This is a genomic window from Paenibacillus periandrae (assembly GCF_022458865.1).
GTDB classification, from domain to species: domain Bacteria; phylum Bacillota; class Bacilli; order Paenibacillales; family NBRC-103111; genus Paenibacillus_S; species Paenibacillus_S periandrae.
In genome coordinates, this window is record NZ_JAJNMU010000019.1 from 1 (window position 1) to 21,235 (window position 21,235).

Here is a 21,235-nt window from a genome sequence, read left to right on the forward strand (position 1 = left end):
TCGTTTTACACGGTTGCTTGGACTCGATAACCTTCCTGATGAATGGAAGGTTCACATTCAGTGGATACTTTCCAAGCCATTTGGGACATAGGTTGGTTTTCCACTAAATGGTTAATCAACAGGCGTGATAATGTAACAGTTGTTTTCTGAAAAGGCATCTGAGGTGACGGAAAATGAGCATATTTAAACGTCTTGCAAAGATTGATTATAAATAAGGATAAAAGAGACATTCAAACTATGGTCAGTTTGAATGTCTCTTTTATCGTCAATCAAGGGCATTGCACCCCAAAGGGGAATCCGTTATCTATAAATGGATGGCCTTTTGCTTTGTGTGTCATAGCCAATCGAGCGCGACCTTCACGACGAGCTTCCTCACCGGGAGAGAATCCTGCACTGATATGCAGGCCATATGGACGTCCTGCGGTGCCAAAATGGTAAAGTAGCCCTCAGACAGCTCGAAAAAGCTGCCATCCCCGCTGTATAAGGCATAGTCCAGCTTCTCGTCATAGGCTTGGGATACCTCCATGCGATCTATCGGTGATACACCCATAAGCTCAGTACCGCGGGTTACATACTGGACATCGATGTAACGGAGATGTGCTTCCCACACTCCCGCATCAAGCGGTCTGCTGTCATATTCCTGTACAAGTACAAACATCTGTTCACCCTCAAACTCATACTTGCCCGGCTTCAAAGCCGCTGCCTCTTCACTTTGAAGAAATTCCAGCGCCTTGGTTATTCCTGGATTCAACCCGTAGTAGCTTGCTGCGCGGCTCATTTTATCGAATATCATCGTATCGTTCTCCTCTGTTCATCTTTAAATAGAAATACTCTCGGTCTCGCCTGTCGGCTGATCGCCGAGCGCCGCTTTGATCGTGCTCAGATCCTTGCCCAAATACTCAATAAATGTGGTGATATCCGAGCTTTGAATGATCAGGTTCAACCCACGTCGAGCCCATTCGATTTGCCGCTCCGTTCCGATCCAGTAATGAATACCCGCTCCAATTCCGCGGCTTCGCGCCTTGTCGATAATTTCTTCGACGGCCTTCAGGAAAACAGGATTGTCATATTGCTCCGGCACATTCAGATTGCAGGACAGATCATGAGGACCAATCAGAACCGCATCGATATCCGGTACCTGGAGAATGTCGTCCAGAGCCTCCATGGCGGGCTTGCTCTCAATATTAATGATCAACAGGTTATGCTTGTTGTAATCCTGAATATAACGTTCCAGTTCCCCATCGCAGGCTTCGGTCCCGTTAAGGATGTTTTCCAGCTTTTGCCCACGCAGCGGACGGTATTTGACAGCGCCGCGCAAGGCTTGGACCTGTTCTACCGTTTCTACATAAGGAACGATAACGCCGTTAGCGCCTCCGTCCAGCACCATCGTCGCAGCGTACGGATCAGGAGAAGGAATGCGTACGATCGGAGCAAGTCCGAGCGCTTTATAAGCCTGGCACATCCATGACAGCTCATGCCGGTCGATACTGATATGTTCGGTATCGATAAATACAAAATCCATGCCCAGACTGCCGATGTGCCCAGGCAGCTTTGGAGAGTTTGAGGTAATCAGGGTGCCATATACCCGTGTTCCACGGGACAGAGCCTCTTGCAGTTCCACAGCATTCATAAAAGTAAACCTCCTTCGGAAGATAGCTTGATTGTAGATTCGTGTCCTTGTGGCGTCAATCGTCCAATTTTCCAGACTGTTTCAGATTTCGTCCTCTGCCGCAAGGGCGATAAACGAAACAAGGTGGATTTTTGAAACAGTCGGAGCAGGGTAGAAAAATGAAACTTTTGGGCATGGAATGGATGTATCAGAGCGGTGCAGACGGCTGTTAGTATAAAAGCACAGCCGCACCACAACAAGGACAAAGGAGGAAAGACAAGTGGCGGGAAAAGCATTATCAGAGACGGTTAAGGTTAACAAGTCAGGCAGAAAAACAGTTTCGGCTCTGATTATGGATCGGCTGAAGCTGATCGGGCAGGGCAAGTACTTATATGCAATGCTGCTGCTGCCGGCGGTATATTTTATCGTATTCAAGTACGGCTCGATGTTTGGTTTATTGATTGCTTTTGAAAACTATAATTTCGTCAAGGGGGTGTTTGGAAGCGAGTGGGTCGGACTGCTGCATTTTCGCGATTTTATGTCGGATCCTTACTTTTGGAAGCTGGTGCGCAATACGGTGCTGCTGAATGTATGGATGATGGTCTTTTACTTTCCGACTCCGATTTTGCTCGCTCTGCTGTTGAATGAGGCAAGAATCGGGCTGTTCAAGAAGTTTGCCCAGACCGTCAGCTACCTGCCGCATTTTCTGTCCACAGTGGTCGTGTGCGGGATGGTGATCAACTTTTTGTCCAACGAAGGAATGATCAATCGTCTTCTTGGGCTTGTTGGTCTGGAACCGTATTCATTCCTGATGGATGCCAACTGGTTCCGCAGCATCTATATCGGCTCTGAAATATGGCAAGGTATCGGCTGGGGCTCGATTATATATTTGGCTGCGTTAACTGCCGTGGACCCTCAGCTCTATGAAGCGGCTACTATGGATGGTGCCAGCCGTATCCAGCAAATCCGCCATATTACGCTGCCTGGAATTGCCTCCGTCATTACTGTCATGTTCCTGCTAAATCTCGGCAACGTAATGTCGATTGGGTACGAGAAAATTTTGCTGCTGTACACAGGTCCGACCTATGAAACCGCGGATGTGATCTCGACTTATGTGTACAGAAGAGGGCTGCTGGGCAATGATTTTAGCTATGCAACGGCGGTTGAGCTGTTCCAGTCGGTGATCGCACTGTGCTTCGTCGTGCTGGCCAACCGGTTTGCCCGAAAGGTGAGTGAAACAAGCTTATGGTAAATACAAATTCGGGGCATGGCGGGAAAGCGGGATTGTCATCCTTCAGAAAGAGTGGTCTCAAGCAGCTGTCGGCAGGCTCACTGCTGTTCGATTGCGTCATCTACGCGCTGCTGCTGGCCATGATTCTCGTTTTTCTCTACCCGATCTATTACATGGCAGTCGTATCGGTCAGCAACGGGATGAATGTGATCAGGGGAGAGGTTAAGTGGTTTCCAATTGGCTTCAATCTGGAAGCCTACAAAATGATTCTTTCCGACAAATCGATTATTCGTTCCTATGGTAATACCCTGCTGTATACATCGGTTGGAACGTTTATCAATGTCGCAGCGACGGCTTTATGCGCCTACCCGCTATCACGCAGCAAGCTGTATGGAAGAGGCCTGTTCACATTGCTGATCATTATCACGATGCTATTTCACGGTGGGATGATTCCCTCGTATCTGGTTGTGAACACCTTGAACATGACCAACAGCATTTGGGCGATTGTGATTCCTCCGGCGATTAACGTGTGGTATATGATCATCATGAGAACCTTTTTTCAAAATATCCCGAATGAGATTCATGAATCCGCTTTTATAGACGGGGCAAATGATTTACTGGTGTTTGTGCGGATTGTGCTACCATTATCCATGCCGGTGATTGCGACCATGACGATGTTTTATGCGGTGTGGCATTGGAACAGCTTTTTCCCGGCGATGATCTATTTGTTTGACAGTGAGCTGTATCCGGTACAGATTATTATGCGCAGCATGCTGATTGATGGCAGTGTGGGCAACAATGATCCGGCCCGTGATTTGACGACCATCCAGACGAATATGAAATATGCGGTCATCATCGTTACCATTCTTCCCATTATTATGGTATATCCGTTTATACAAAAATATTTTGTGCAAGGGGCGATGGTCGGGTCGCTCAAAGGATAACAGCAGACAGCTGCTGGCGGTTTCACAGAAGGTTTTGACCATTAATCAGGAGGGGTTCCTATGCAATCCAATAAGCTTCATTCCAAAAAGAAAATTATGTTGATGTCCTGCCTTTGTATCACGCTATTGGGGGCGGCGGCTTGCTCATCCAATCAAGGAGGCAAACAGGCAAACGGCAATACGCCGGCCGGAACTGGCGGGGAAAAGGCTGGCGGTAAGCTGCTGGCCGAGCCGATCACGTTTAAGGTAATGACCGTGGATTCCTCACCGCAAATCGTCAAGGATGCGCCAGTGTTCAAGCATATATTCGATAAAACGAATGTCAAAATCGAGCTGGAGCCAGTGCCAAGTGCCAATTATGATCAGAAAGCCCAGACGCTGATCGCCACTAATAACCTGCCTGACATCACACGTATTCCTAACGGAAAGCCATACTTCAACGAAGCGGCCAAAAACGGGATGTTTCTGCCGATTTCGGATTATCTGGATTATGCTCCCAACATTAAACGGCTGATGAAGGAAAATAAGGAGATCGGCAAAGGCGAAGTCAACGGCAAGCTCTACGGGTTCCCGCTGCTCGGCCAATGGAAGCTGCAATTGGCGCAGGCTCCAATGATTCGGATGGATCTCTTGAAGGAGCAAAATCTGGAGGTTCCCAAAACCTTCGACGATCTATACAAGGTGCTTAAAAAATTAAAAGAGGCGTACCCGGATAAAATTCCATTTACGAATCGTGAGGGTGCGGCGAATCTGCTGACCTCAATGGGCTTTGGCATGGGCTCGGGCTTCAAAATTTATTATGATCCGAATGTCGAAGGCGGAAAATATGTATATGGACCGTCTCGTCCAGAGTTCAAGGCACCGCTCGAATATCTCAATAAGCTGTACAAGGAAAAGCTGCTGGATCCCGATTACGCCGTCAATACCGTTGACAATATGAAGGAAAAGCTCAGCTCGGGAAGAGCCTTGTTCTACTATGACAATAACAGCTTTGGCGATCAGTTCAATGCATCATTGAAGCCAGTTAGTCCGAAGGCGCAATTCGAGCTGCTTCTGCCGCTCAAAAATGATTTAGGTCAAACTCGAAATATTATGTACAAAAAGGATTGGCTGCACCACTTTACGATTAATGCCAAAATAAAAAATCCACAAGCGGCAGTGAAATTCCTCGATTGGATGTATAGCGATGAAGGCACTTTGATTACCAATTACGGTATCGAGGGTGAGCATTTCAAGCTGGAGGGTGGCAAGCCGGTCATTATGGACAGTATTATGAAGCAATTTGCCAATGCGAAGGACCCTTTCCGCAACATGCAAAATGCGCTTGGAATCGGCTTCCAAACGTTTACCTTAAATGTTGATGAGCATCCGATGGCAATCATGTCATCGCCTGATCTTGTTAGATGGAGCGAGATGATTACGACAAAAAATGGCTATGTATCCGAGGTTGCCCCTCCACCGTTTACCGATTCCGAAATTGACAAGCTGAAAACGATTCTCTCCAAGGTGGATACCATCGTTAATCAGGAGATTGACAAGTTCGTAATGGGAGCACGCCCAATGAGCGAATTCGACAGCTTTGCACAGAAGCTGAAGGAAAGCGGTGCGAGCGAGATCGAAAAAATCTACAACGAGGCCAATGATCGTTACAAAAAGAGTAATCCCTAACACTAGAAGGCACTCAAAAATACAAATCCAATAGGAAAAGAAGGGGATATAAATGAAAGCGGTTATTGAATTATCCGCAGCCCGCGTTGTTGCTTCCTCGGAAGCCCGCGGACCTGAAGCCAAAGCGATACAGGTATTGATTGAGGAGGTAGCGAAGCGTACTGGAATAACCTGGACACAGTTGGACAGCTTGCCATCCGAGCTTCAGCAGCAGCCGCTGATTATCGCGGGCACAGTCGCAGGCCTGGCTAGCCTTATCCTCCATAGGAGCGAGCTGGAGGCCGATATCGGCAGACTTCAGCCTGAAGGCTTCATTCTGCATGCAGCAGCACAAGCGGGAACGCCGATTATCTATATCATCGGCAAGGATGCTCGCGGGGTTCTGTACGGCGTAGGGAGGTTTCTGCGCAAAGCGGTGATGAGGGAGCAGTCGATTGGCATGAGCGTCCAGACGCACATCGTGAGCTCCCCAAGCTTTCCGATCCGCGGCCACCAGCTTGGCTATCGTCCGAAGACGAACGCTTATGACGCCTGGAGCGTTGAGCAGTATGAGCAGTACATCCGTGAGCTGGCGTTGTTCGGAGCAAATAGCATCGAAATTTTACCCCCGCGCACCGATGATGATGCGACAGGTCCGTTGATGAAGGTAGATCCACTCCAGATGATGATCCAGCTGTCAGCGATTATTGATTCGTATGGCTTGAAAGTATGGATCTGGTATCCCAATATGGCAGAGGATTATTCAGATCCCGAAGTTCGCAGAGAAGAGCTGGCGGAGCGGGAGGAGATTTTCAGCAAGCTTTCGCGAATTGACGCCGTGATGATTCCTGGCAGCGATCCGGGTGGAATGCATCCGGTTCCGCTGTTCGAATGGTCCGGGGAACTGTCGGAGCTGCTGCAGCGCTACCATCCGCAGGCGCGCATTTGGCTGTCTCCGCAGGTAATGAAATATGAGCCAAGACCTTGGCTCGAGGCCTTTTATGAGCAGGTAAATCAAGAGCCTGAATGGCTTGGAGGCGTTGTGTACGGACCGCATATCGATGAGCTGCTGCCCGTTTACCGGGAACGGATCCCACAGAAATACCGGATTCGCCGTTATGAGGATATTACGCATAATTACCACTGCCAGTACCCGGTCGCGGATTGGGATTTGGCATTGGCGATGACAGCGGCCCGCGAATCGTATAATCCGCGCCCCTTGGCAGAGAAGCATATCCATAACCAGTTTGCTGCATACGCCGATGGCAACATATCGTACTCGGAAGGGATTAACGATGATGTGAACAAATTTGTGTGGAGCGACCAGGACTGGAATCCGGACACACCTGTGATTGAAACGCTTCGCGACTTTGCCCGTCTGTTCATTGGCAGCGAGGTTGCTGAGGGTGTGGCTCAGGGACTGCTTGCTTTGGAGCAGAATTGGGTCGGACCGCTCATAATTAATGATCAGGTGGAGGTGACCTTACAGCAGTGGATGCAGATGGAGCAGGAGGGGGGGCCGCAGGTGCTGAACCAGTACCGCTTTCAAATGGGCTTGATCCGTGCCTATTATGATGCTTACGTGAAGCGGCGGCTCATTTATGAAACGGAGCTGGAGCATAAAGCCAAGGATCTGCTGCGCGACGCTGGCAGATTGGGAAGCCTGAATGCCGTGGAGCAAGCCGAGCGGGTTCTAGAGCAGGCCAACACGGCTCCGGTTGCTCAAGGCTACAAGCAGCGCTGCTGCGAGCTGGCCGATGAGTTGTTCGCCAATATCGGCTCCCAGCTTACCGTCGAACGTCATTTTGCGATTGCGGTTGATCGGGGAGCATTCATGGATACGATCGATGCCCCGCTGAACGATGCCAATTGGCTGCGTACGCAATTCAGACTTATCCGCGGGCTGGATGATGAGCAGGCAAGGCTGCTTCATATCCGGCAGGCCTTGAGTCGGACGAATCCGGGTCCCGGCGGCAGCTACGACAATTTGGGCTCATACCGCAGTGCAGGCCGGGTAGATCCGGGTATGGGCGGTTATGAAGACCCCGGATATTTGTACTCACCACGGGTTGCACCGTCGATTTATTTGCTGAGAATGAACGAAGAGAAAAAGCACGCGTTAGGCGGCGTACCGCTTGCCTGGGCGCAGCATGTGAATGCGCTGGCGGATACCCCTATTCATGCCACCTATCAGCATCTGGACCCGGATTCCGCCTATACCGTCAAAGTCGCCTATGTGGGCGATACGGTAGACGCCGAGCTGTCCCGGGATTGCTGGGTACGCTTGACAGTCAACGATCATTACGTACTTCAGGATGATATACATGTCCGGGAAGGCATGGTAACGATTCATGAGTCATCCATCCCGCAGGAGGCGTTAGCCGACGGACAAATTAAATTGACGTTCCAGCGTATAAGAGGGTTCAAGCGATTGAACGTTGCCGAAATCTGGATCATTCGTCAGCCGGTTCAGCTTTAGGCATTTACTTTCGTGCTCAGGATGCATTAGTATAAGCTTGACGGATATGAATCATCATGAATGGCTGCTTGGCAGCGGGAGGGGAAGATACGAATGCGATGGATGACTAGACGCATGCCCAGATTAAACCGATTATTTTTTCGCATTTTGTTGTATTTTCTCTCCCTGCTGCTCCCGATTATTATTATTGGAGCGGTTTTTTATATCAATATCAGTAACCGCTTACAGGATGAATTTACCCAGAAGGTGCAAATGAATTTGCAATCGTCGGCCAATACGATCGAAATTTATATGCGTACCATTCAGGAAACGAGCATTAACTTCTTTTATGAAAAAAGGCCGCTGCTGCTGCCTTACGACGAATACAATTTGCAGGAGCGTGTACGTATTGCGGAAATACCAGACACACTGTCCAAAATCTCCGGCAACCTCAGCGCCCTGAGTGTTAATCTGTTTTTGTTCGCGGACAATCAGAAGGTGTACACCGCAGCAGGTCTGGATGATTTTGATTATTACTTTGATAAGAGGTATTCCTTTCAGATGTACAATAAACAATTCTGGAAGCAAAAGCTGCTCACGGAAAAATCGATTGAGATTCTTCAGGTTTCCGAGGTAAAGCTGAATAATGGTGTGCAAACAAGCGTAATTCCGCTCGTTTTTATGAATACGGTCAACGGTCATAAAGCGATTCTGGTCACAACGCTTTCGGTCGATATGCTGCAGAGGACGATTCTGAACCATGCTGTGACGCCTTCAACCTCGTTCATCCTGAGCGACCATAACGGCAATGTCATTCTAAGCAGTGACAAAAGCATGCAGGACTCCGGTATGCTTAGTGAGCTCAACGGTTATTTCGGCTCCGGCAACGCCAAATATGGCGAATTCAAGCTGGGCAGCACACATTATATCGTCAATTATATCAAGTCTGAAAGCTACGGCTGGAACTATTACGCGATGACCCCGGTATCCGATTTTAAGGAGCAGATCAACTATTTTGTAACTTTAATTGTGACGATCTGTTTCGTTCTGGTTGTGGTGGGCATCCTGTTTTCATTCATTTTCACCTTTAACCTGTACAATCCGATTCAACGCATCCGTGATATTTTAATGAGCAAGAGTGAGCTTGCAGAAGAACCGACAGGCCGAGCGGGGACGGCCAACGAGTTCGAGCAGATCGGCAGAGGTATTCATCAATTGATCGAATATAACCACAAATTCAAAAATGAGCTTGAGCTCAAGTCCACGGAATACATGGATCAATCGCTGCTGAATTATGTACAGGGCAGTACAGCAATCAATGAGAAGGAGCTTCATAAAATGCTGGCCGAGCAGGTTCAGTTCATTCATCCGGCATACATGTGCTGTTACATCCAGTTTGGGTTGAAGCCGGCTTTTTATGATGATATTCAGGATACGGAACGGCTGATTATTTTGGATAAGCTCAAGAAGATCGTATGGGGGCTGATCCAGCCGCATGTGAACGCCTATATTTTGGAGGAGCGGGAGTGTCTGTATACTTGCGCCATCAATGTGCGGGACATGAAGGACAGTTTGCAGCAGGTCAAGGACGGGCTGAAGCAGCTGCTGGATACGTTCCGTTATGATTCGCAGTATTGCTACATTCATATCGGCATAGGAACCGTTCATACCGGGATGCAGGGACTGGTCAAATCTTATACGGATGCGGTGCATGCCTTGGAGGCAGTGGACCCGCAGAAGGATTTTCAAATGATCGATGCGCAGCAGCTGCCGCCTGCGGTTACGCAGTATGCGTATTCCTTCATTGATGAGAACATGATCCTCAACTACCTGAAGACACGGAATCTTGAAAGTCTGACGAACAAAATCGATGAACTGCTTCACAAGAATAGATTGAACGCTTCACATGCTTCTGTATCTTCACTTTTATCGGCTATTTACTATACGGGATGCCGCTTTCTGGGGGAAAACGGTTTGAATGCACATGATTTGATTACGGAGCAGGAGCATGCGGCATTGGATAAAAAGTCTGATCTTTATTTGGGGGTTGAAGAAAAGAAACGGCTGCTGCTTCATTTTTTTGAGAACGTAATTGAGTATACCGAGGATCAGGAGCAGGGAAAATCCAGTTCGCTCGCCGCAATGATCAAGCACTATATTGAGGACAATTATCATCATGATTTGTATTTGGAGAAAATAGCTAATGAAATGGGGGTTTCCACGAAATATATTTCGCGGGCATTCCATGAAAAAACAGGCGTTCATCTCTCGACGTACATCAGTCAATTCCGCATGACCAAAGCCAAGGAGCTGCTGCTGTCAACGAATTGGACGATCAGCGACATCTCGCAGAAGGTTGGCATTTACAGCAGAACGACCTTTATTCGCCTGTTCAAAAAGCATGAGGGCATAACCCCGCACCATTATCGGACACTTCACAAAAAATAGCGGAGTTATGAGTAGTTGTTGTAACCTTTTTATTGAACCGATTCGTAGCCAATAAATGCTTCACGGACACGGCTCCAGAAAGGGAACGGACGAAAACGTGCGAACTTGACCTTTTTGCCTGCCGCTACCATGCTTCTGATCGATAAAATATCATTGCGCTGGGTATACACATGATCGAGTGAAAGCAGTATATTTTGGCTCGCCCGAGGGTAAATATCGCAGTGATGATGCTTCGGCAAAATAATGGCAGACCCCAACGTACGATACACACGGTTGTTGATCGACGCAATCTCGGCAATCTGAATAGCATCCAGAGAAGGGTGGACAATAGCTCCGCCCAAGCTTTTATTATACGCCGTGCTGCCTGCTGGGGTCGAAATACAGATGCCGTCTCCACGGAAGGTTTCCAACGGTTCGTCATTGATATGCAGCTGAGCGGTCAGTGTAGCGTCAATGCCCTTCAACGTGAATTCGTTCAGCGCCAGCTGCGTTTCGATTCCAAGAGGAGTCGTAATCTGGATTTCTACCAACGGATATTTGACGATACGAAGATCGTTTTGCTCCGCACTTTGGCCAATCAGCTCGGCTAATAATTCGACCTCGTCCGGCTTCCAATCGGCAAAAAAACCAAGCCTGCCCGTATGTATACCTACAAATGCCGTCGTTTCCAATTGATCCTTATATTGATGAAAAGCGTGGAGAAGAGTACCGTCGCCTCCGATAGAGAGCACCAGATCAGGATTTTTCTCTTCATGAACAAGGTCATATTTCTCGACCAATTGATGGAACGTCTGCATAAGGCGGAACGAGATATCATCACCGCGATGTATAACATTGTATTTCAAATCATTTCCTCCTAAGGGCTTTCCGAATGGAAAGCCGACTTCGTAAGCATATCCTAAGGGCTTTCCGAATGGAAAGCCGACTTCGTAAGCATATCCTAAGGGCTTTCCGAATGGAAAGCCGACTTCGTAAGCATATCCTAAGGGCTTTCCGAATGGAAAGCCGACTTCGTAAGCATACCCTAAGGGCTTTCCGAATGGAAAGCCGACTTCATTAGCATTTCCTGCATATTCTATGGGCTTGTCCTAAGGGCAAGCCTTTTACAGCTGGGGTCGTGAGCAATATTCATTAATGAGCTGTGCTGTGGCCTCAGGGATATTACGGAATTCAACAGCAAACCGATAGGAGTCATGGGCATAATTGGATACCCTGACGATTTCACCATGCAGTACATAGGCATGTGGATCATCAGGCAGTGTAAAGCTGAGCTCAAGAAATAAAGGATAAAATATTCGCGTATTGGTTACAAAAGAAAGTCCGCCTGCAGAGATATCATGAATAAATCCGGAAAAGGCTTCACCTTGGTACGAAGCGGTTTTGCGTACTCCGATCACTCTACAGGTCAGAGGGGTACGGGTATCAAGCTGAATCCGGTTAGCTCTGCGATTCTGAAAGGTACGGAATTCATGAGGTGCGGATAAGGTCAGTGAGCATACAGCCTGACTTACGGATTGGTGGAGCAGTTCCACAAAAGCATAATACAAAATACCTCGTTCACGGAACGAGATTTCGATAAAACCAATATCCTGCAGCTGTTCTAGCGGGTTCCAGGTATGAAACTCTATAGTGGCGACCAGCTGTTCAGTATTGACTTGTTGCAAAGTAAAATTGTCCTCATAGCAGAAGGGCAGGCCTTCCTTGGTCTTACCTACGATAATAAGACTTATGCTCATATTGGGGACAACGATTTCCAGCGCTAAAGCTTGATCCCAATTCATTCAATCACCATTAATCAGTTATTTGTGAAAACGTTAATTCCATCATAATCAATATTGGCGGATAACACAATGGCGGCAAGCGATGAAAGTACAAACGCCCCTCAGGTCAGCAGGTTAATGCCGATTGAAGGGCGATGCAGGCGAAAATATAGGTGCTTAGCTAATTAAGTTGTTGTGACCAATGGCAGTTCAAAGGAGCTGACGAAGCTTGGGCTGATTGGTCTGATCCGTATCGTATAGTGGGTCAGATGCTGCAGATGCGAAGCAATGACAGCCTTGTACTGGACAACACGGTTATCAAGCTCCCGGCTTGGCTCCATCTGAATCACAACGGGATACCAATCCTTGCCGCGCTGCTCATAATATACAATTTCAACGACCGTATCCTTGTACCAAATGGGTCCGAACGAGAGGGTTGCCGTTACTTCCTTCAAGCCCTGTGTCTTGTCATTGGACGCTTTGGCAGTGAATTCGGCAGATTGTCCATTGATATCATCACGAATCTCAATAAACCGGACATGGTGCCAATTGGAAATGATAAACCTTTTATAATCCGCGACCTTGGTGACCAGATCGTAGTCATTATCCAAAAATTGCAGCGTTCGTTTGAGAGAAGGCATATAAGCTTTATTGGTATAGTCCATCACCATACGGTCGGTATTGTATATGGGAGCAAGGGTCTGAATCGATTGCTTCATCCGGTCAACCCACTTGGTAGGAAGCTTGCCTTCATTGTAATAGAGAGGAACAATTTCCTGCTCAAGCTGACGGTAGATGGATTCGGTGTTCTCAAGCTCCTGAGTATGCCAATCCGCCTCATTATTACCTTCAATGCTCCAGCCATTGGTGCCGTTATAGCCTTCTTCCCACCAGCCATCCAGTATACTGAAGTTGATGACCCCGTTCATGGCTGCTTTCTGACCGCTGGTGCCGCTTGCCTCGTAAGGGCGGCGCGGATTGTTGAGCCATACGTCCACACCTTGAACCAGGTGACGGGCCATATTCATATCGTAATTTTCAAGCAAAATAATTTTGCCGCGAAAACGATTCATTTGGGACACACGATAAATATCACGAATCATGTCCTGGCCAGGCTGATCAGCAGGGTGGGCTTTACCTGCAAACAGAAATTGCACCGGACGTTCGGGATCATTGACCAGCCTGTCCAAACGATCCAAATCGCTAAATATAAGATTAGCCCGTTTGTACGTGGCAAATCGGCGTGCGAAGCCGATAGTTAGCGCTCGTGCAGACAGATAGTTATGTACACCTTCAATGATCGCGGCAGGCTGGCCGTTTCTAGTAAACTGTTCACGGAGATTGCTGCGGGCAAACCGGATCATACGCTCCTTGAGCACCACATGAGTCTCCCACAAGGACTCGGCAGGAATTAGCTCTAAGGACTTCCAGAGATTGCCGCTCGTTTGATCCTCCATCCATCTTCCAGGCAGAAACCGGCTGTACAGCTCCTTCAGCTCCGGTGCGAGCCAGGTCGGCATGTGGACACCATTGGTAATATGATGGATCGGTACCTCCTGAACGCCAATGTTGTTGTGAAACGAGCGGAACATATCCCGCGACACTTCACCGTGCAGCTTACTAACGCCATTGCGCAACGCAGCTGTATTGAGGGCAAGGTGCGTCATGTTGAACAGCTGCTTGGCTTCGTCCATACCGAGCTGCAAAAATTCTTGTCTGTGATCATTCCAGCGATTCAACAAGCTGCTGCAATAGTATTCAACCATACTTTGGGTAAACGCATCGTGGCCAGCAGGAACAGGTGTATGCGTTGTAAAAATGGAGCTGGAGCGAATCACCTCCAGGGCAATATGGAAGGGGATGCCATTATCGAGCTGCTCACGAATTCTTTCAAAAGCCTGAAAGGCTGCGTGGCCCTCATTAATATGATAAACCGCTGTTGGCAGCTCAAGTGCCCGCAGTGCCCTAACGCCTCCCATTCCAAGCAGCAGCTCCTGCGCAATGCGAATATCCTGGTCGCCCCCATACAGCTGAGCGGTTAATTCACGATCCCAGGGACTGTTGCCTTCCACATCAGAATCGAGAAGATACACGGAATTGCGTCCAATCCGGGCTTGCCAGATTCGAAGCTGGACTGTACGGTCAGCAATGGAAACGGTGATGCTGAGCTGTTCACCGTTGTTATTGGATACGGGAAGGATGGGCAGATGGTTAAAATCATAGACGATCTGTTCAGCCTGCTGCTGGCCATCCTGATTGATTTTTTGCAAAAAGTAACCACGTTTATATAGAAGTCCAATACCGACTAACGGAATACCCAGATCGCTTGACGATTTGCAATGATCTCCAGCCAAGATGCCAAGACCACCGGAGTAAATCTGCAAGGATTCATGAAAACCGAACTCGGCGGAAAAGTAAGCGATGCGGTGCTGGAGATGCTCGGGGTAGCTTTTTTGAAACCAGGTGGTTTCACTAAGATAGGTATCCCACTGCTGGCATACACGCTCATATTGCTCCAGAAAAGGACGATCCTTGCTTAATTCGCTCCAAGCCTCGGAATCGGTTTCCAACAGCAGGCGTACGGGATTATGCAGAGTCTGCTCCCATCGCGTAGGATCAATAAGGGAAAATAGGGTCTTGGCCTCATCGTTCCAGCTAAACCACAAATTATAAGCAAGCTCGCTTAAACGCTCGATTTCCAGCGGCAACCCGATAGTTGAATATGGATTCTTGGTATTCATCGTTTAGCCTACCTTCCCAAAATTGTAATGGTATTGGTCATTTTAACCACTTCATACATTGTTTAACCGCAAGATGCAAAGCATAAAACATGAGCAGGCCCAAAAGCACACCTATACACGCTCCTGCTATCCATGTTAGCACAGAATTGGGCTTGGTTGGTAATGCGGCTGTTAAACTTATCACAGGCATTGAGAGGGCTGTGGCTCCACGGAACGACTGCATGGGCTCCCATAACAGAATTACAGCAGTGGCGGCCAATAACCCATGCACAAGTCTGGCAGTAATAAATGGAAAATAGCGCAGGTTCGTGTGATGCAAAATGGAAACGATTTGTGCATGTACAGATAATCCAGCCCATGACAGGATAAATGCGGCGATAGCTGCCTTGTGCATCAGACTGATCGATGCGGGCGCACTGCCGGCGGCCTTGGCTCCAAGTGTGACCTCGAATAGTCCTCCAGCTACCGCTTCGGAAAGCGCGGTTGGCACACCAAATAATTGAAGCACGGCGTTAATCCCTTTATATACAATCGGCATTACCTGCATAGAGGTCATAATTTCTATGACAACAGCAAAAAACACGACAAGACCACCAATAACCATTACCATCTGCAGCGATGATTGAACGGCTTGTGTCAGCATTTCGCCAAGACTTCTTCCGTCAAGCAATCGCGCGCGATGCATGGCCTTGAAGGCGCGGGTTAAGAGTCTCCGAGAGGACGTAATGCCAGTGGCTGGAGGTGCTGCCTCCGTAATCTGCTTGGAAGCTGCGCCTCCGTGAAACCTCATGATTAAGCCAACGATGACAGCCGTACCATAATGAGCGGCAGCCAAAATACCGGCAAGGCTCGCATCGTGGAAAAATCCGACCGAAACGGCTCCGATCAGAAATATAGGATCAGACGTGGTCGTGAATGCTACAAGCCTTTCTCCTTCTTCACGGCTAATCAGCCGTTGTTCCCATAGCTGAGAGGTAAGTCTGGCAGCGACCGGATAACCGGCAGCGAAGCCCATAGCCATCACAAATCCGCCTATCCCCGGAATGCGAAACACGGGACGCATGATCGGATCCAGCAGCATGCCGAAGAAATGGACGATACCGAGGCCGAGCATCATTTCAGAAATGACAAGAAAAGGTAATAATGCCGGAAACAAAATGTCCCACCATATCGATAAACCTTTCAGCGAGGCGTGCAGAGCTTGCGCAGGAAAGAAGAGCATGGAGACCAATAAGACAACTGCCATGACGCCAATCACGTAATTAAACGCGAAATTGTTTACCTTCATTTAATAACCCTCCCGCTTATGAGGCTGCATCTCTTATCCATATGTAATCAAATAGGTAGACATGCCTGCAATTTGGGGACAAACTATCATAAAAAAAATACAATAGTCAGCTAAATTGCTGAATTTTCAAAAAAAATATGGTACAATTGTACTACTATGAGACTGGGAGCTGATTCTCATGATGAGCATTATTGCTGGAATTCTCGTATGTGCGTTTACTTTTGTAATCAAGGAAACCTTAATGGCTTCCAACGAAGAGGATTTGGAAAGCTAGCCTACTATGCAGCGGTTCCTTATTAGGTAACGGATGCTAATTGCCTGGGCGTTAGCATCTTTTTTTGTCTGTACATAATGACACAATAGATAGGTGAGAAGCACTATGACTGAACAGCAGGATTCACAACCATCCATGACGCCATATCAAGCCATTGGAGGAGAAGCGGCCATACGCCGTCTTGTGGAAGCTTTTTATCCGTTGGTACTGGCTAATCCTTTAATTGGGCCTTTATTTCCAGCTGATATTGAACCGGTGATGGAAAAACAAATTTTGTTTTTGACTCAGTTTTTTGGAGGACCGCCGCTCTATTCCGATCAATACGGTCATCCGATGATGCGTGCCCGGCACCTGCCTTTTGAAATCACACCGCAGCGGGCTGAGGCCTGGCTTGGCTGTATGAAGCAGGCGATGCAACAAACAGGATTAAAGCCGGAGCTGCAATCCTTTATGCTGGAGAGGCTGAGCGGACCTGCCCACCATTTTATAAATACGAATGCATAAAAGGAAGTGTATTTATGGTTGAACCTTTATTTCAGGTCAAGGTGGATTGCGCTAATTGTGAGAACTCCTTCCAAACGTCAAGAGTAAGGCCGAGCTTTAAAAAGGCGACTAAAACGGATACCGATTTTTGTATTCATTACAAAGAAACGAATCCTGACTACTACGTCGTAAGAGTTTGTCCGTTTTGCGGTTACGCCAGTACGGAGAATTCCACCACGAAGTTTACGGATGAGCAGCGTCGGGTGTTGATGGAGAGAATTGTCCATAATTGGACTTACAAGGATTATGGCATGGAGCGCAGCTGGGAGGATGCGATGTATACGTACAAGCTGGCCTTGGTATGCGCGCAGCTGCGCAATGAGAAGGGCCGCGTGATTGCAGGCTTGCTCCACCACATTGCCTGGCTGTACCGTTACAAGAACGATGAACAGCAGGAAAAACGCTTTTTACAATTTGCGCTGGATGCCTACACGAGTGTATTGGAGACTGAATCAGGCGAGTTAAATAATGCCCGGCTTATGTATTTGATTGGAGAATTAAATCGTAGAATGAAGCATTATGGTGAAGCTGTCAAATGGTTTGGAAGAGTTATCAACGATAAACGGATTAATGATGCAGGCATGATCCGTGCATCCCGTGAGCAGTGGGCGGTTACAAGAGAGGACATGCTGGCTGATAAGGTCGAGCTTGCCGAGCTTGGAAGTGTGGATTAATCAGAATCGCTGTATCTATAATGCTATTATGATCAAAACGCCTAGTACACGGGTCTATTATGGAAACCCTGGCACTAAGCGTTTTTTGTTGTGATCCCCATCATCGAAGGGTGCAGCGTAAACCGATTTTTGCCGCCATGCTTGGAAGCATATAGGGCTTCATCGGCCTCCGAAATAATTCGCAGCAGATCGGACTGTGGATTGAAGGAAACCGAAATCCCAATGGAGATCGTAACGCCAATTCCTTCGAGGCTGCGAGATTGATGGGAAGAGACAGCATGACACAGCTTATGGGCATAAGCGGACAATTGAGCGTTATCGGTGATGTGGCTTAGCAGAATAAACTCCTCGCCCCCATAGCGGGCAGCGTAGTCATGCTCATGAATAATGGAGCTTAACAGCTGTCCAACCTCGCACAGCAGAAGATCGCCGTGCAAATGCCCGTAGGTGTCATTGAAACGCTTGAAATTATCAATATCGATCATCATGATCGAAAGCGGTCGGCGTCTGGCTGTATTTTGAGCGATATTCATAAAGCTGCGCAGATTGGGAAGTCCTGTCAGTTTATCCTGGTTGGCTTGAATCTCCAATTGGTGATAAAGCACCCAGGACCGATTATCATCGTTGTACATCGCGATCAGCACGATAATCACGAGTGCGAAGAGCAGCAGCAGCAGCAGCTGGCTGAAATAATCAGCGATATGCGTATTCGTATACAGGTAACCCCCAAACAGGAATCGGGACAGACCGAGAATTCCACAAATTTTGAGACCATCCATAAAAGGAATTTCAGCATAAGCGGAAGCGCTCTCTTTTTTGTGAAACCATGAGCTTACAAGGGCTGGAGCCAACAGCTCCTGAAGGATTCGAAGGAAGCTGCTTTCTTCGAAGGGCTCACTCATGAGCAGGAAAATGATTGGCGGCAGGGTAGACAGCAAAGAGATGATCCAACCAAAGCGCAGGCCGGCCATAATAATTGGGATACAATACAGCACAGCCGCAAAAGGATCGCCAAAATGGGGCTGAAGCATAACAATAATGCAGGCGAGCCCCGTCAACAAGGGAGCGCTCCACAGCTCATAGCGCTCCATAAATAAACGATGCTTTAATTTTAATGCGGCATAGCTTAAAGCAATCAGTACGCAAGCATCGGTAAAGGCGATAGGGTTCATGCTTATTTACACTCCTGAACAGAGCCGGCAATCGCTTTGAGGGGCTTGTCAGCGTTGATTTCTTAAAGGTTGGTTAGCAAGTAAATAATCTCGATCGGCTCCCACAATCATGAGCTTGTTCAGGCAGCAGGGGAGCACCAAAAGTTTTTTGACGCCACTGATAAGTTCGGGAAGGTCTTTTCTTTTGAATGGCAGTAATACATTGGATTTACCACAAAGCGGGCAGTCTTGAAAATATACATCCTGTTGGATCAACTCATAAGGCCAGGTATTGTGAAAAGGAATCATGAATGAGGTTCCTGCTTCTTGCTGTCTGCTGCTTCGGAATCAGAAGCCGGGTCTGGTATTTGCTTGGCAAGCTCGGCCATCTTTTGCAATAAAATATGCTGCGGCATGTGCATCAGGTGCTCCAACGGAATGTTTAACTGTTTGGCAAGCTTTTGTGCCGTTTCGGCAGAGATCTGTAAAGGTTTCATGCTGTGGTCAACTCCTGTCAATAGATCTATAGTCACCATTTAAACATAACGTACGTAACAATTCAACCAAAATCTGGGGACAGACTATTTTGGCTGCGGCCATAAATATGGTTTAATGGTAAAGATACTTCAATTTTAAGGAAAGGTGTGATGTTCATATGCTGAAACCGTTACAGCAAACATGGGATTTGGAAACATTTTTCAGTGGAGGCAGCAGTTCAACGACTTTCTTGGCTTTCTTGGAGGGTATGCGTACCGAGATTACCCAATTGGAGGCTCAACTGGATGGCTTACAATCCATACAAACACCTGTCGATACAACAGCATTACTGCCGGTTCTGGACCTTCTGCAATCCATTGCCAAGAAATTACGGGAGTCTGATTCATTTGTAGCCTGCCTTGCTGCCGAGAATCAGGCGGATAAGGCTGCTATCGGTTTGGCTGATCGTGTGAAAACGTCGTACGCGACCTATGCGTCCGTCATGACACGATTCGATCAGTATTTGGCAGAGATCAGCGAGGTGGATTGGGAAAGGCTGCTGTCGAGTCCAGAGCTGCAGGAAATCGCCTATCCGTTGACAGAACGCCGGGCACTTGCAGCAGAGAAGCTGCCACCTGAGCAGGAAGCACTGATCAATGATCTGGCCATTGACGGTTATCATGGCTGGGGCGAAGCCTATAACACAACGGTAAGTAAATTTCGCATCAAGTTCGAAGAAAACGGGGAAGTGCTGGAGCTGTCTGCCGGTCAGGCGGCGAATAAAATGCATCATCCCGATCGTACCGTACGTCAGCAGTTATTCGATTTATGGGAGAAGCAATGGGGCGAGCATGCCGACTATTGCGCGGATGCCCTGAATCATTTGGCCGGATTCCGTTTGAAGCTGTATGAGCGCCGCGGCTGGGAAGGCATACATAAAGAGCCTTTGTCCATCAACCGGATGTCCAAGGGGACACTGGATGCGATGTGGGGCGTGATTGAAAAGAGCAAGGATGTGTTTGTCGAATATTTACAGCGCAAGGCGAAGTTGCTCGGGGTAGAGCGCCTAAGCTGGTACGATGTCGAGGCTCCTGTAGGTCAAGGCAGCAAGCATTTCACATATGATGAAGGCGCGCAGCTGATCGTTGATCAATTTCGACGCTTTAGTCCCAAGCTGGCTGACTTCTCGGCCCAGGCCTTTGACAAGGGATGGATTGAAGCTGAGGATCGGCCGGGCAAAAGACCGGGTGGATTCTGCACCTCCTTCCCGATTGCCGAGCAAACGCGGATTTTCATGACGTATGCGGGCACAGCCTCGAATGTATCCACGCTGGCGCATGAGCTGGGTCATGGCTATCATCAGCATGTGATGAATGATTTGCCGGCGCTGGCGCAGGATTATGCGATGAATGTGGCGGAAACGGCTTCAACGTTTGCGGAGCTGATTGTGTCGGATGCAGCTATGCAAAGCGCAGTAAACGCTGAAGAGCGTCTAACTCTGCTGGAGGACAAAATTCAGCGCTCGGTAGCCTTTTATATGAATATTCATGCGCGTTTTCTATTTGAAACGAAGTTTTATGAGGAACGCAGCAGAGGCTTGGTCAGTGTCGAGCGGCTTAATGAGCTTATGGTGGAGGCGCAAAAGCAGGGCTACAGGGATTCGCTCGCGGAATATCACCCGCATTTTTGGGCGTCCAAGCTGCACTTTTATATTACAGAGGTGCCGTTCTATAACTTCCCGTATACCTTCGGCTACATGTTTAGTGCTGGCATCTATGCGGAAGCAGTTCGTCAAGGGGCTGCCTTTGAGGATAAATATATTGCACTGCTGCGCGATACGGGGAGAATGACCGTGGAGGAGCTTGCGGAGAAGCACCTTGGCGTTGATCTGCGACAAGCAGATTTTTGGCAAAATGCAATGGATTTATCTGTTCAGGATGTGCGTGAATTTCTGAAGCTGACGGAATAAATGCAAAAAGCCGGGTGACCG

General features: G+C 48.1%; 17 protein-coding genes. 8 read left to right on the forward strand and 9 right to left on the reverse strand.

What is annotated here, in order from left to right:
- Nucleotides 1-334 precede the first annotated feature (334 nt).
- Both LRL21_RS28600 and LRL21_RS28605 read right to left on the reverse strand, forming a co-directional pair.
- A complete protein-coding gene (locus tag LRL21_RS28600) occupies nt 335-793 on the reverse strand; it encodes a NanQ anomerase/TabA/YiaL family protein (RefSeq protein ID WP_240419182.1) in 459 nt (152 codons plus the stop codon).
- Between the two features lie 24 nt (nt 794-817).
- Complete coding sequence (locus LRL21_RS28605; RefSeq protein ID WP_240419183.1) at nt 818-1,630, reverse strand: HpcH/HpaI aldolase family protein; 813 nt, start codon at nt 1,628-1,630, stop codon at nt 818-820.
- 259 nt (nt 1,631-1,889) lie between these two features.
- Between LRL21_RS28605 and LRL21_RS28610 the strand changes: the two genes are divergently transcribed.
- The 5 genes from LRL21_RS28610 to LRL21_RS28630 all read left to right on the forward strand — a co-directional run bounded on the left by LRL21_RS28610 (nt 1,890) and on the right by LRL21_RS28630 (nt 10,337).
- Complete coding sequence (locus tag LRL21_RS28610) at nt 1,890-2,861, forward strand: ABC transporter permease (RefSeq protein WP_240419184.1); 972 nt, start codon at nt 1,890-1,892, stop codon at nt 2,859-2,861.
- Nucleotides 2,855-3,784 carry a carbohydrate ABC transporter permease gene (locus LRL21_RS28615; protein ID WP_240419185.1) on the forward strand — a complete coding sequence of 310 codons (930 nt, stop codon included), beginning with the start codon at nt 2,855-2,857 and terminating at the stop codon, nt 3,782-3,784. Before LRL21_RS28610 ends, LRL21_RS28615 begins: the two co-directional genes overlap by 7 nt.
- Nucleotides 3,785-3,844: 60 nt before the next feature.
- Complete coding sequence (locus tag LRL21_RS28620) at nt 3,845-5,452, forward strand: extracellular solute-binding protein (RefSeq protein ID WP_240419186.1); 1,608 nt, start codon at nt 3,845-3,847, stop codon at nt 5,450-5,452.
- 52 nt (nt 5,453-5,504) lie between these two features.
- On the forward strand, nt 5,505-7,910 hold the full coding sequence (locus tag LRL21_RS28625; protein ID WP_240419187.1) for an alpha-glucuronidase family glycosyl hydrolase: 2,406 nt from the start codon (nt 5,505-5,507) through the stop codon (nt 7,908-7,910).
- Between the two features lie 102 nt (nt 7,911-8,012).
- Complete coding sequence (locus LRL21_RS28630) at nt 8,013-10,337, forward strand: helix-turn-helix domain-containing protein (protein ID WP_240419188.1); 2,325 nt, start codon at nt 8,013-8,015, stop codon at nt 10,335-10,337.
- 29 nt (nt 10,338-10,366) lie between these two features.
- On the opposite strand, the gene LRL21_RS28635 is transcribed toward LRL21_RS28630, so the two are convergent.
- From LRL21_RS28635 to ylbJ, 4 genes are all read right to left on the reverse strand, one after another.
- Nucleotides 10,367-11,182: an NAD kinase gene (locus LRL21_RS28635; RefSeq protein ID WP_240419189.1), complete on the reverse strand. Its 816-nt coding sequence runs from the start codon at nt 11,180-11,182 to the stop codon at nt 10,367-10,369.
- A gap of 258 nt (nt 11,183-11,440) precedes the next feature.
- On the reverse strand, nt 11,441-12,118 hold the full coding sequence (locus LRL21_RS28640; RefSeq protein ID WP_240419190.1) for a PilZ domain-containing protein: 678 nt from the start codon (nt 12,116-12,118) through the stop codon (nt 11,441-11,443).
- Nucleotides 12,119-12,282: 164 nt separating this feature from the next.
- On the reverse strand, nt 12,283-14,838 hold the full coding sequence (gene glgP, locus LRL21_RS28645; RefSeq protein ID WP_240419191.1) for an alpha-glucan family phosphorylase: 2,556 nt from the start codon (nt 14,836-14,838) through the stop codon (nt 12,283-12,285).
- A 37-nt stretch (nt 14,839-14,875) separates the two neighbouring features.
- A complete protein-coding gene (gene ylbJ, locus LRL21_RS28650; protein WP_240419192.1) occupies nt 14,876-16,126 on the reverse strand; it encodes a sporulation integral membrane protein YlbJ in 1,251 nt (416 codons plus the stop codon).
- A gap of 379 nt (nt 16,127-16,505) precedes the next feature.
- On the opposite strand from ylbJ, the gene LRL21_RS28655 reads away from it, so the two are divergent.
- On the forward strand, nt 16,506-16,904 hold the full coding sequence (locus LRL21_RS28655) for a globin domain-containing protein (protein WP_240419193.1): 399 nt from the start codon (nt 16,506-16,508) through the stop codon (nt 16,902-16,904).
- A 14-nt stretch (nt 16,905-16,918) separates the two neighbouring features.
- Nucleotides 16,919-17,617 carry a DUF2225 domain-containing protein gene (locus tag LRL21_RS28660; protein WP_240419194.1) on the forward strand — a complete coding sequence of 233 codons (699 nt, stop codon included), beginning with the start codon at nt 16,919-16,921 and terminating at the stop codon, nt 17,615-17,617.
- A gap of 74 nt (nt 17,618-17,691) precedes the next feature.
- Here the strand turns inward: LRL21_RS28660 and LRL21_RS28665 are convergent, their stop codons facing one another.
- Genes LRL21_RS28665 through LRL21_RS28675 form a run of 3 tightly spaced genes read right to left on the reverse strand, consistent with a single transcriptional unit; the run spans nt 17,692 to nt 19,265 of the window.
- Complete coding sequence (locus tag LRL21_RS28665) at nt 17,692-18,789, reverse strand: GGDEF domain-containing protein (RefSeq protein ID WP_240419195.1); 1,098 nt, start codon at nt 18,787-18,789, stop codon at nt 17,692-17,694.
- Between the two features lie 48 nt (nt 18,790-18,837).
- Nucleotides 18,838-19,077 (reverse strand): hypothetical protein, encoded by a 240-nt coding sequence (locus LRL21_RS28670; RefSeq protein ID WP_240419196.1) that lies wholly within the window; start codon nt 19,075-19,077, stop codon nt 18,838-18,840.
- Nucleotides 19,074-19,265: a YycC family protein gene (locus LRL21_RS28675; RefSeq protein ID WP_076235551.1), complete on the reverse strand. Its 192-nt coding sequence runs from the start codon at nt 19,263-19,265 to the stop codon at nt 19,074-19,076. The genes LRL21_RS28670 and LRL21_RS28675 overlap by 4 nt, the downstream gene beginning before the upstream one ends.
- Nucleotides 19,266-19,423: 158 nt before the next feature.
- Between LRL21_RS28675 and LRL21_RS28680 the strand changes: the two genes are divergently transcribed.
- A complete protein-coding gene (locus tag LRL21_RS28680; RefSeq protein WP_240419197.1) occupies nt 19,424-21,214 on the forward strand; it encodes a M3 family oligoendopeptidase in 1,791 nt (596 codons plus the stop codon).
- Nucleotides 21,215-21,235: the final 21 nt, after the last annotated feature.

What these genes read in the sequence shown, in the direction of transcription:
- LRL21_RS28675 (WP_076235551.1), bottom strand. Translation starts at nt 19,265, where the DNA reads ATGAAACCTTTACAGATCTCTGCCGAAACGGCACAAAAGCTTGCCAAA.
- LRL21_RS28680 (WP_240419197.1), top strand. Translation starts at nt 19,424, where the DNA reads ATGCTGAAACCGTTACAGCAAACATGGGATTTGGAAACATTTTTCAGT.
- LRL21_RS28620 (WP_240419186.1), top strand. Translation starts at nt 3,845, where the DNA reads ATGCAATCCAATAAGCTTCATTCCAAAAAGAAAATTATGTTGATGTCC.
- LRL21_RS28655 (WP_240419193.1), top strand. Translation starts at nt 16,506, where the DNA reads ATGACTGAACAGCAGGATTCACAACCATCCATGACGCCATATCAAGCC.
- glgP (WP_240419191.1), bottom strand. Translation starts at nt 14,838, where the DNA reads ATGAATACCAAGAATCCATATTCAACTATCGGGTTGCCGCTGGAAATC.
- LRL21_RS28660 (WP_240419194.1), top strand. Translation starts at nt 16,919, where the DNA reads ATGGTTGAACCTTTATTTCAGGTCAAGGTGGATTGCGCTAATTGTGAG.
- ylbJ (WP_240419192.1), bottom strand. Translation starts at nt 16,126, where the DNA reads ATGAAGGTAAACAATTTCGCGTTTAATTACGTGATTGGCGTCATGGCA.
- LRL21_RS28670 (WP_240419196.1), bottom strand. Translation starts at nt 19,077, where the DNA reads ATGATTCCTTTTCACAATACCTGGCCTTATGAGTTGATCCAACAGGAT.
- LRL21_RS28630 (WP_240419188.1), top strand. Translation starts at nt 8,013, where the DNA reads ATGACTAGACGCATGCCCAGATTAAACCGATTATTTTTTCGCATTTTG.
- LRL21_RS28640 (WP_240419190.1), bottom strand. Translation starts at nt 12,118, where the DNA reads ATGAATTGGGATCAAGCTTTAGCGCTGGAAATCGTTGTCCCCAATATG.
- LRL21_RS28605 (WP_240419183.1), bottom strand. Translation starts at nt 1,630, where the DNA reads ATGAATGCTGTGGAACTGCAAGAGGCTCTGTCCCGTGGAACACGGGTA.
- LRL21_RS28625 (WP_240419187.1), top strand. Translation starts at nt 5,505, where the DNA reads ATGAAAGCGGTTATTGAATTATCCGCAGCCCGCGTTGTTGCTTCCTCG.
- LRL21_RS28615 (WP_240419185.1), top strand. Translation starts at nt 2,855, where the DNA reads ATGGTAAATACAAATTCGGGGCATGGCGGGAAAGCGGGATTGTCATCC.
- LRL21_RS28600 (WP_240419182.1), bottom strand. Translation starts at nt 793, where the DNA reads ATGATATTCGATAAAATGAGCCGCGCAGCAAGCTACTACGGGTTGAAT.
- LRL21_RS28665 (WP_240419195.1), bottom strand. Translation starts at nt 18,789, where the DNA reads ATGAACCCTATCGCCTTTACCGATGCTTGCGTACTGATTGCTTTAAGC.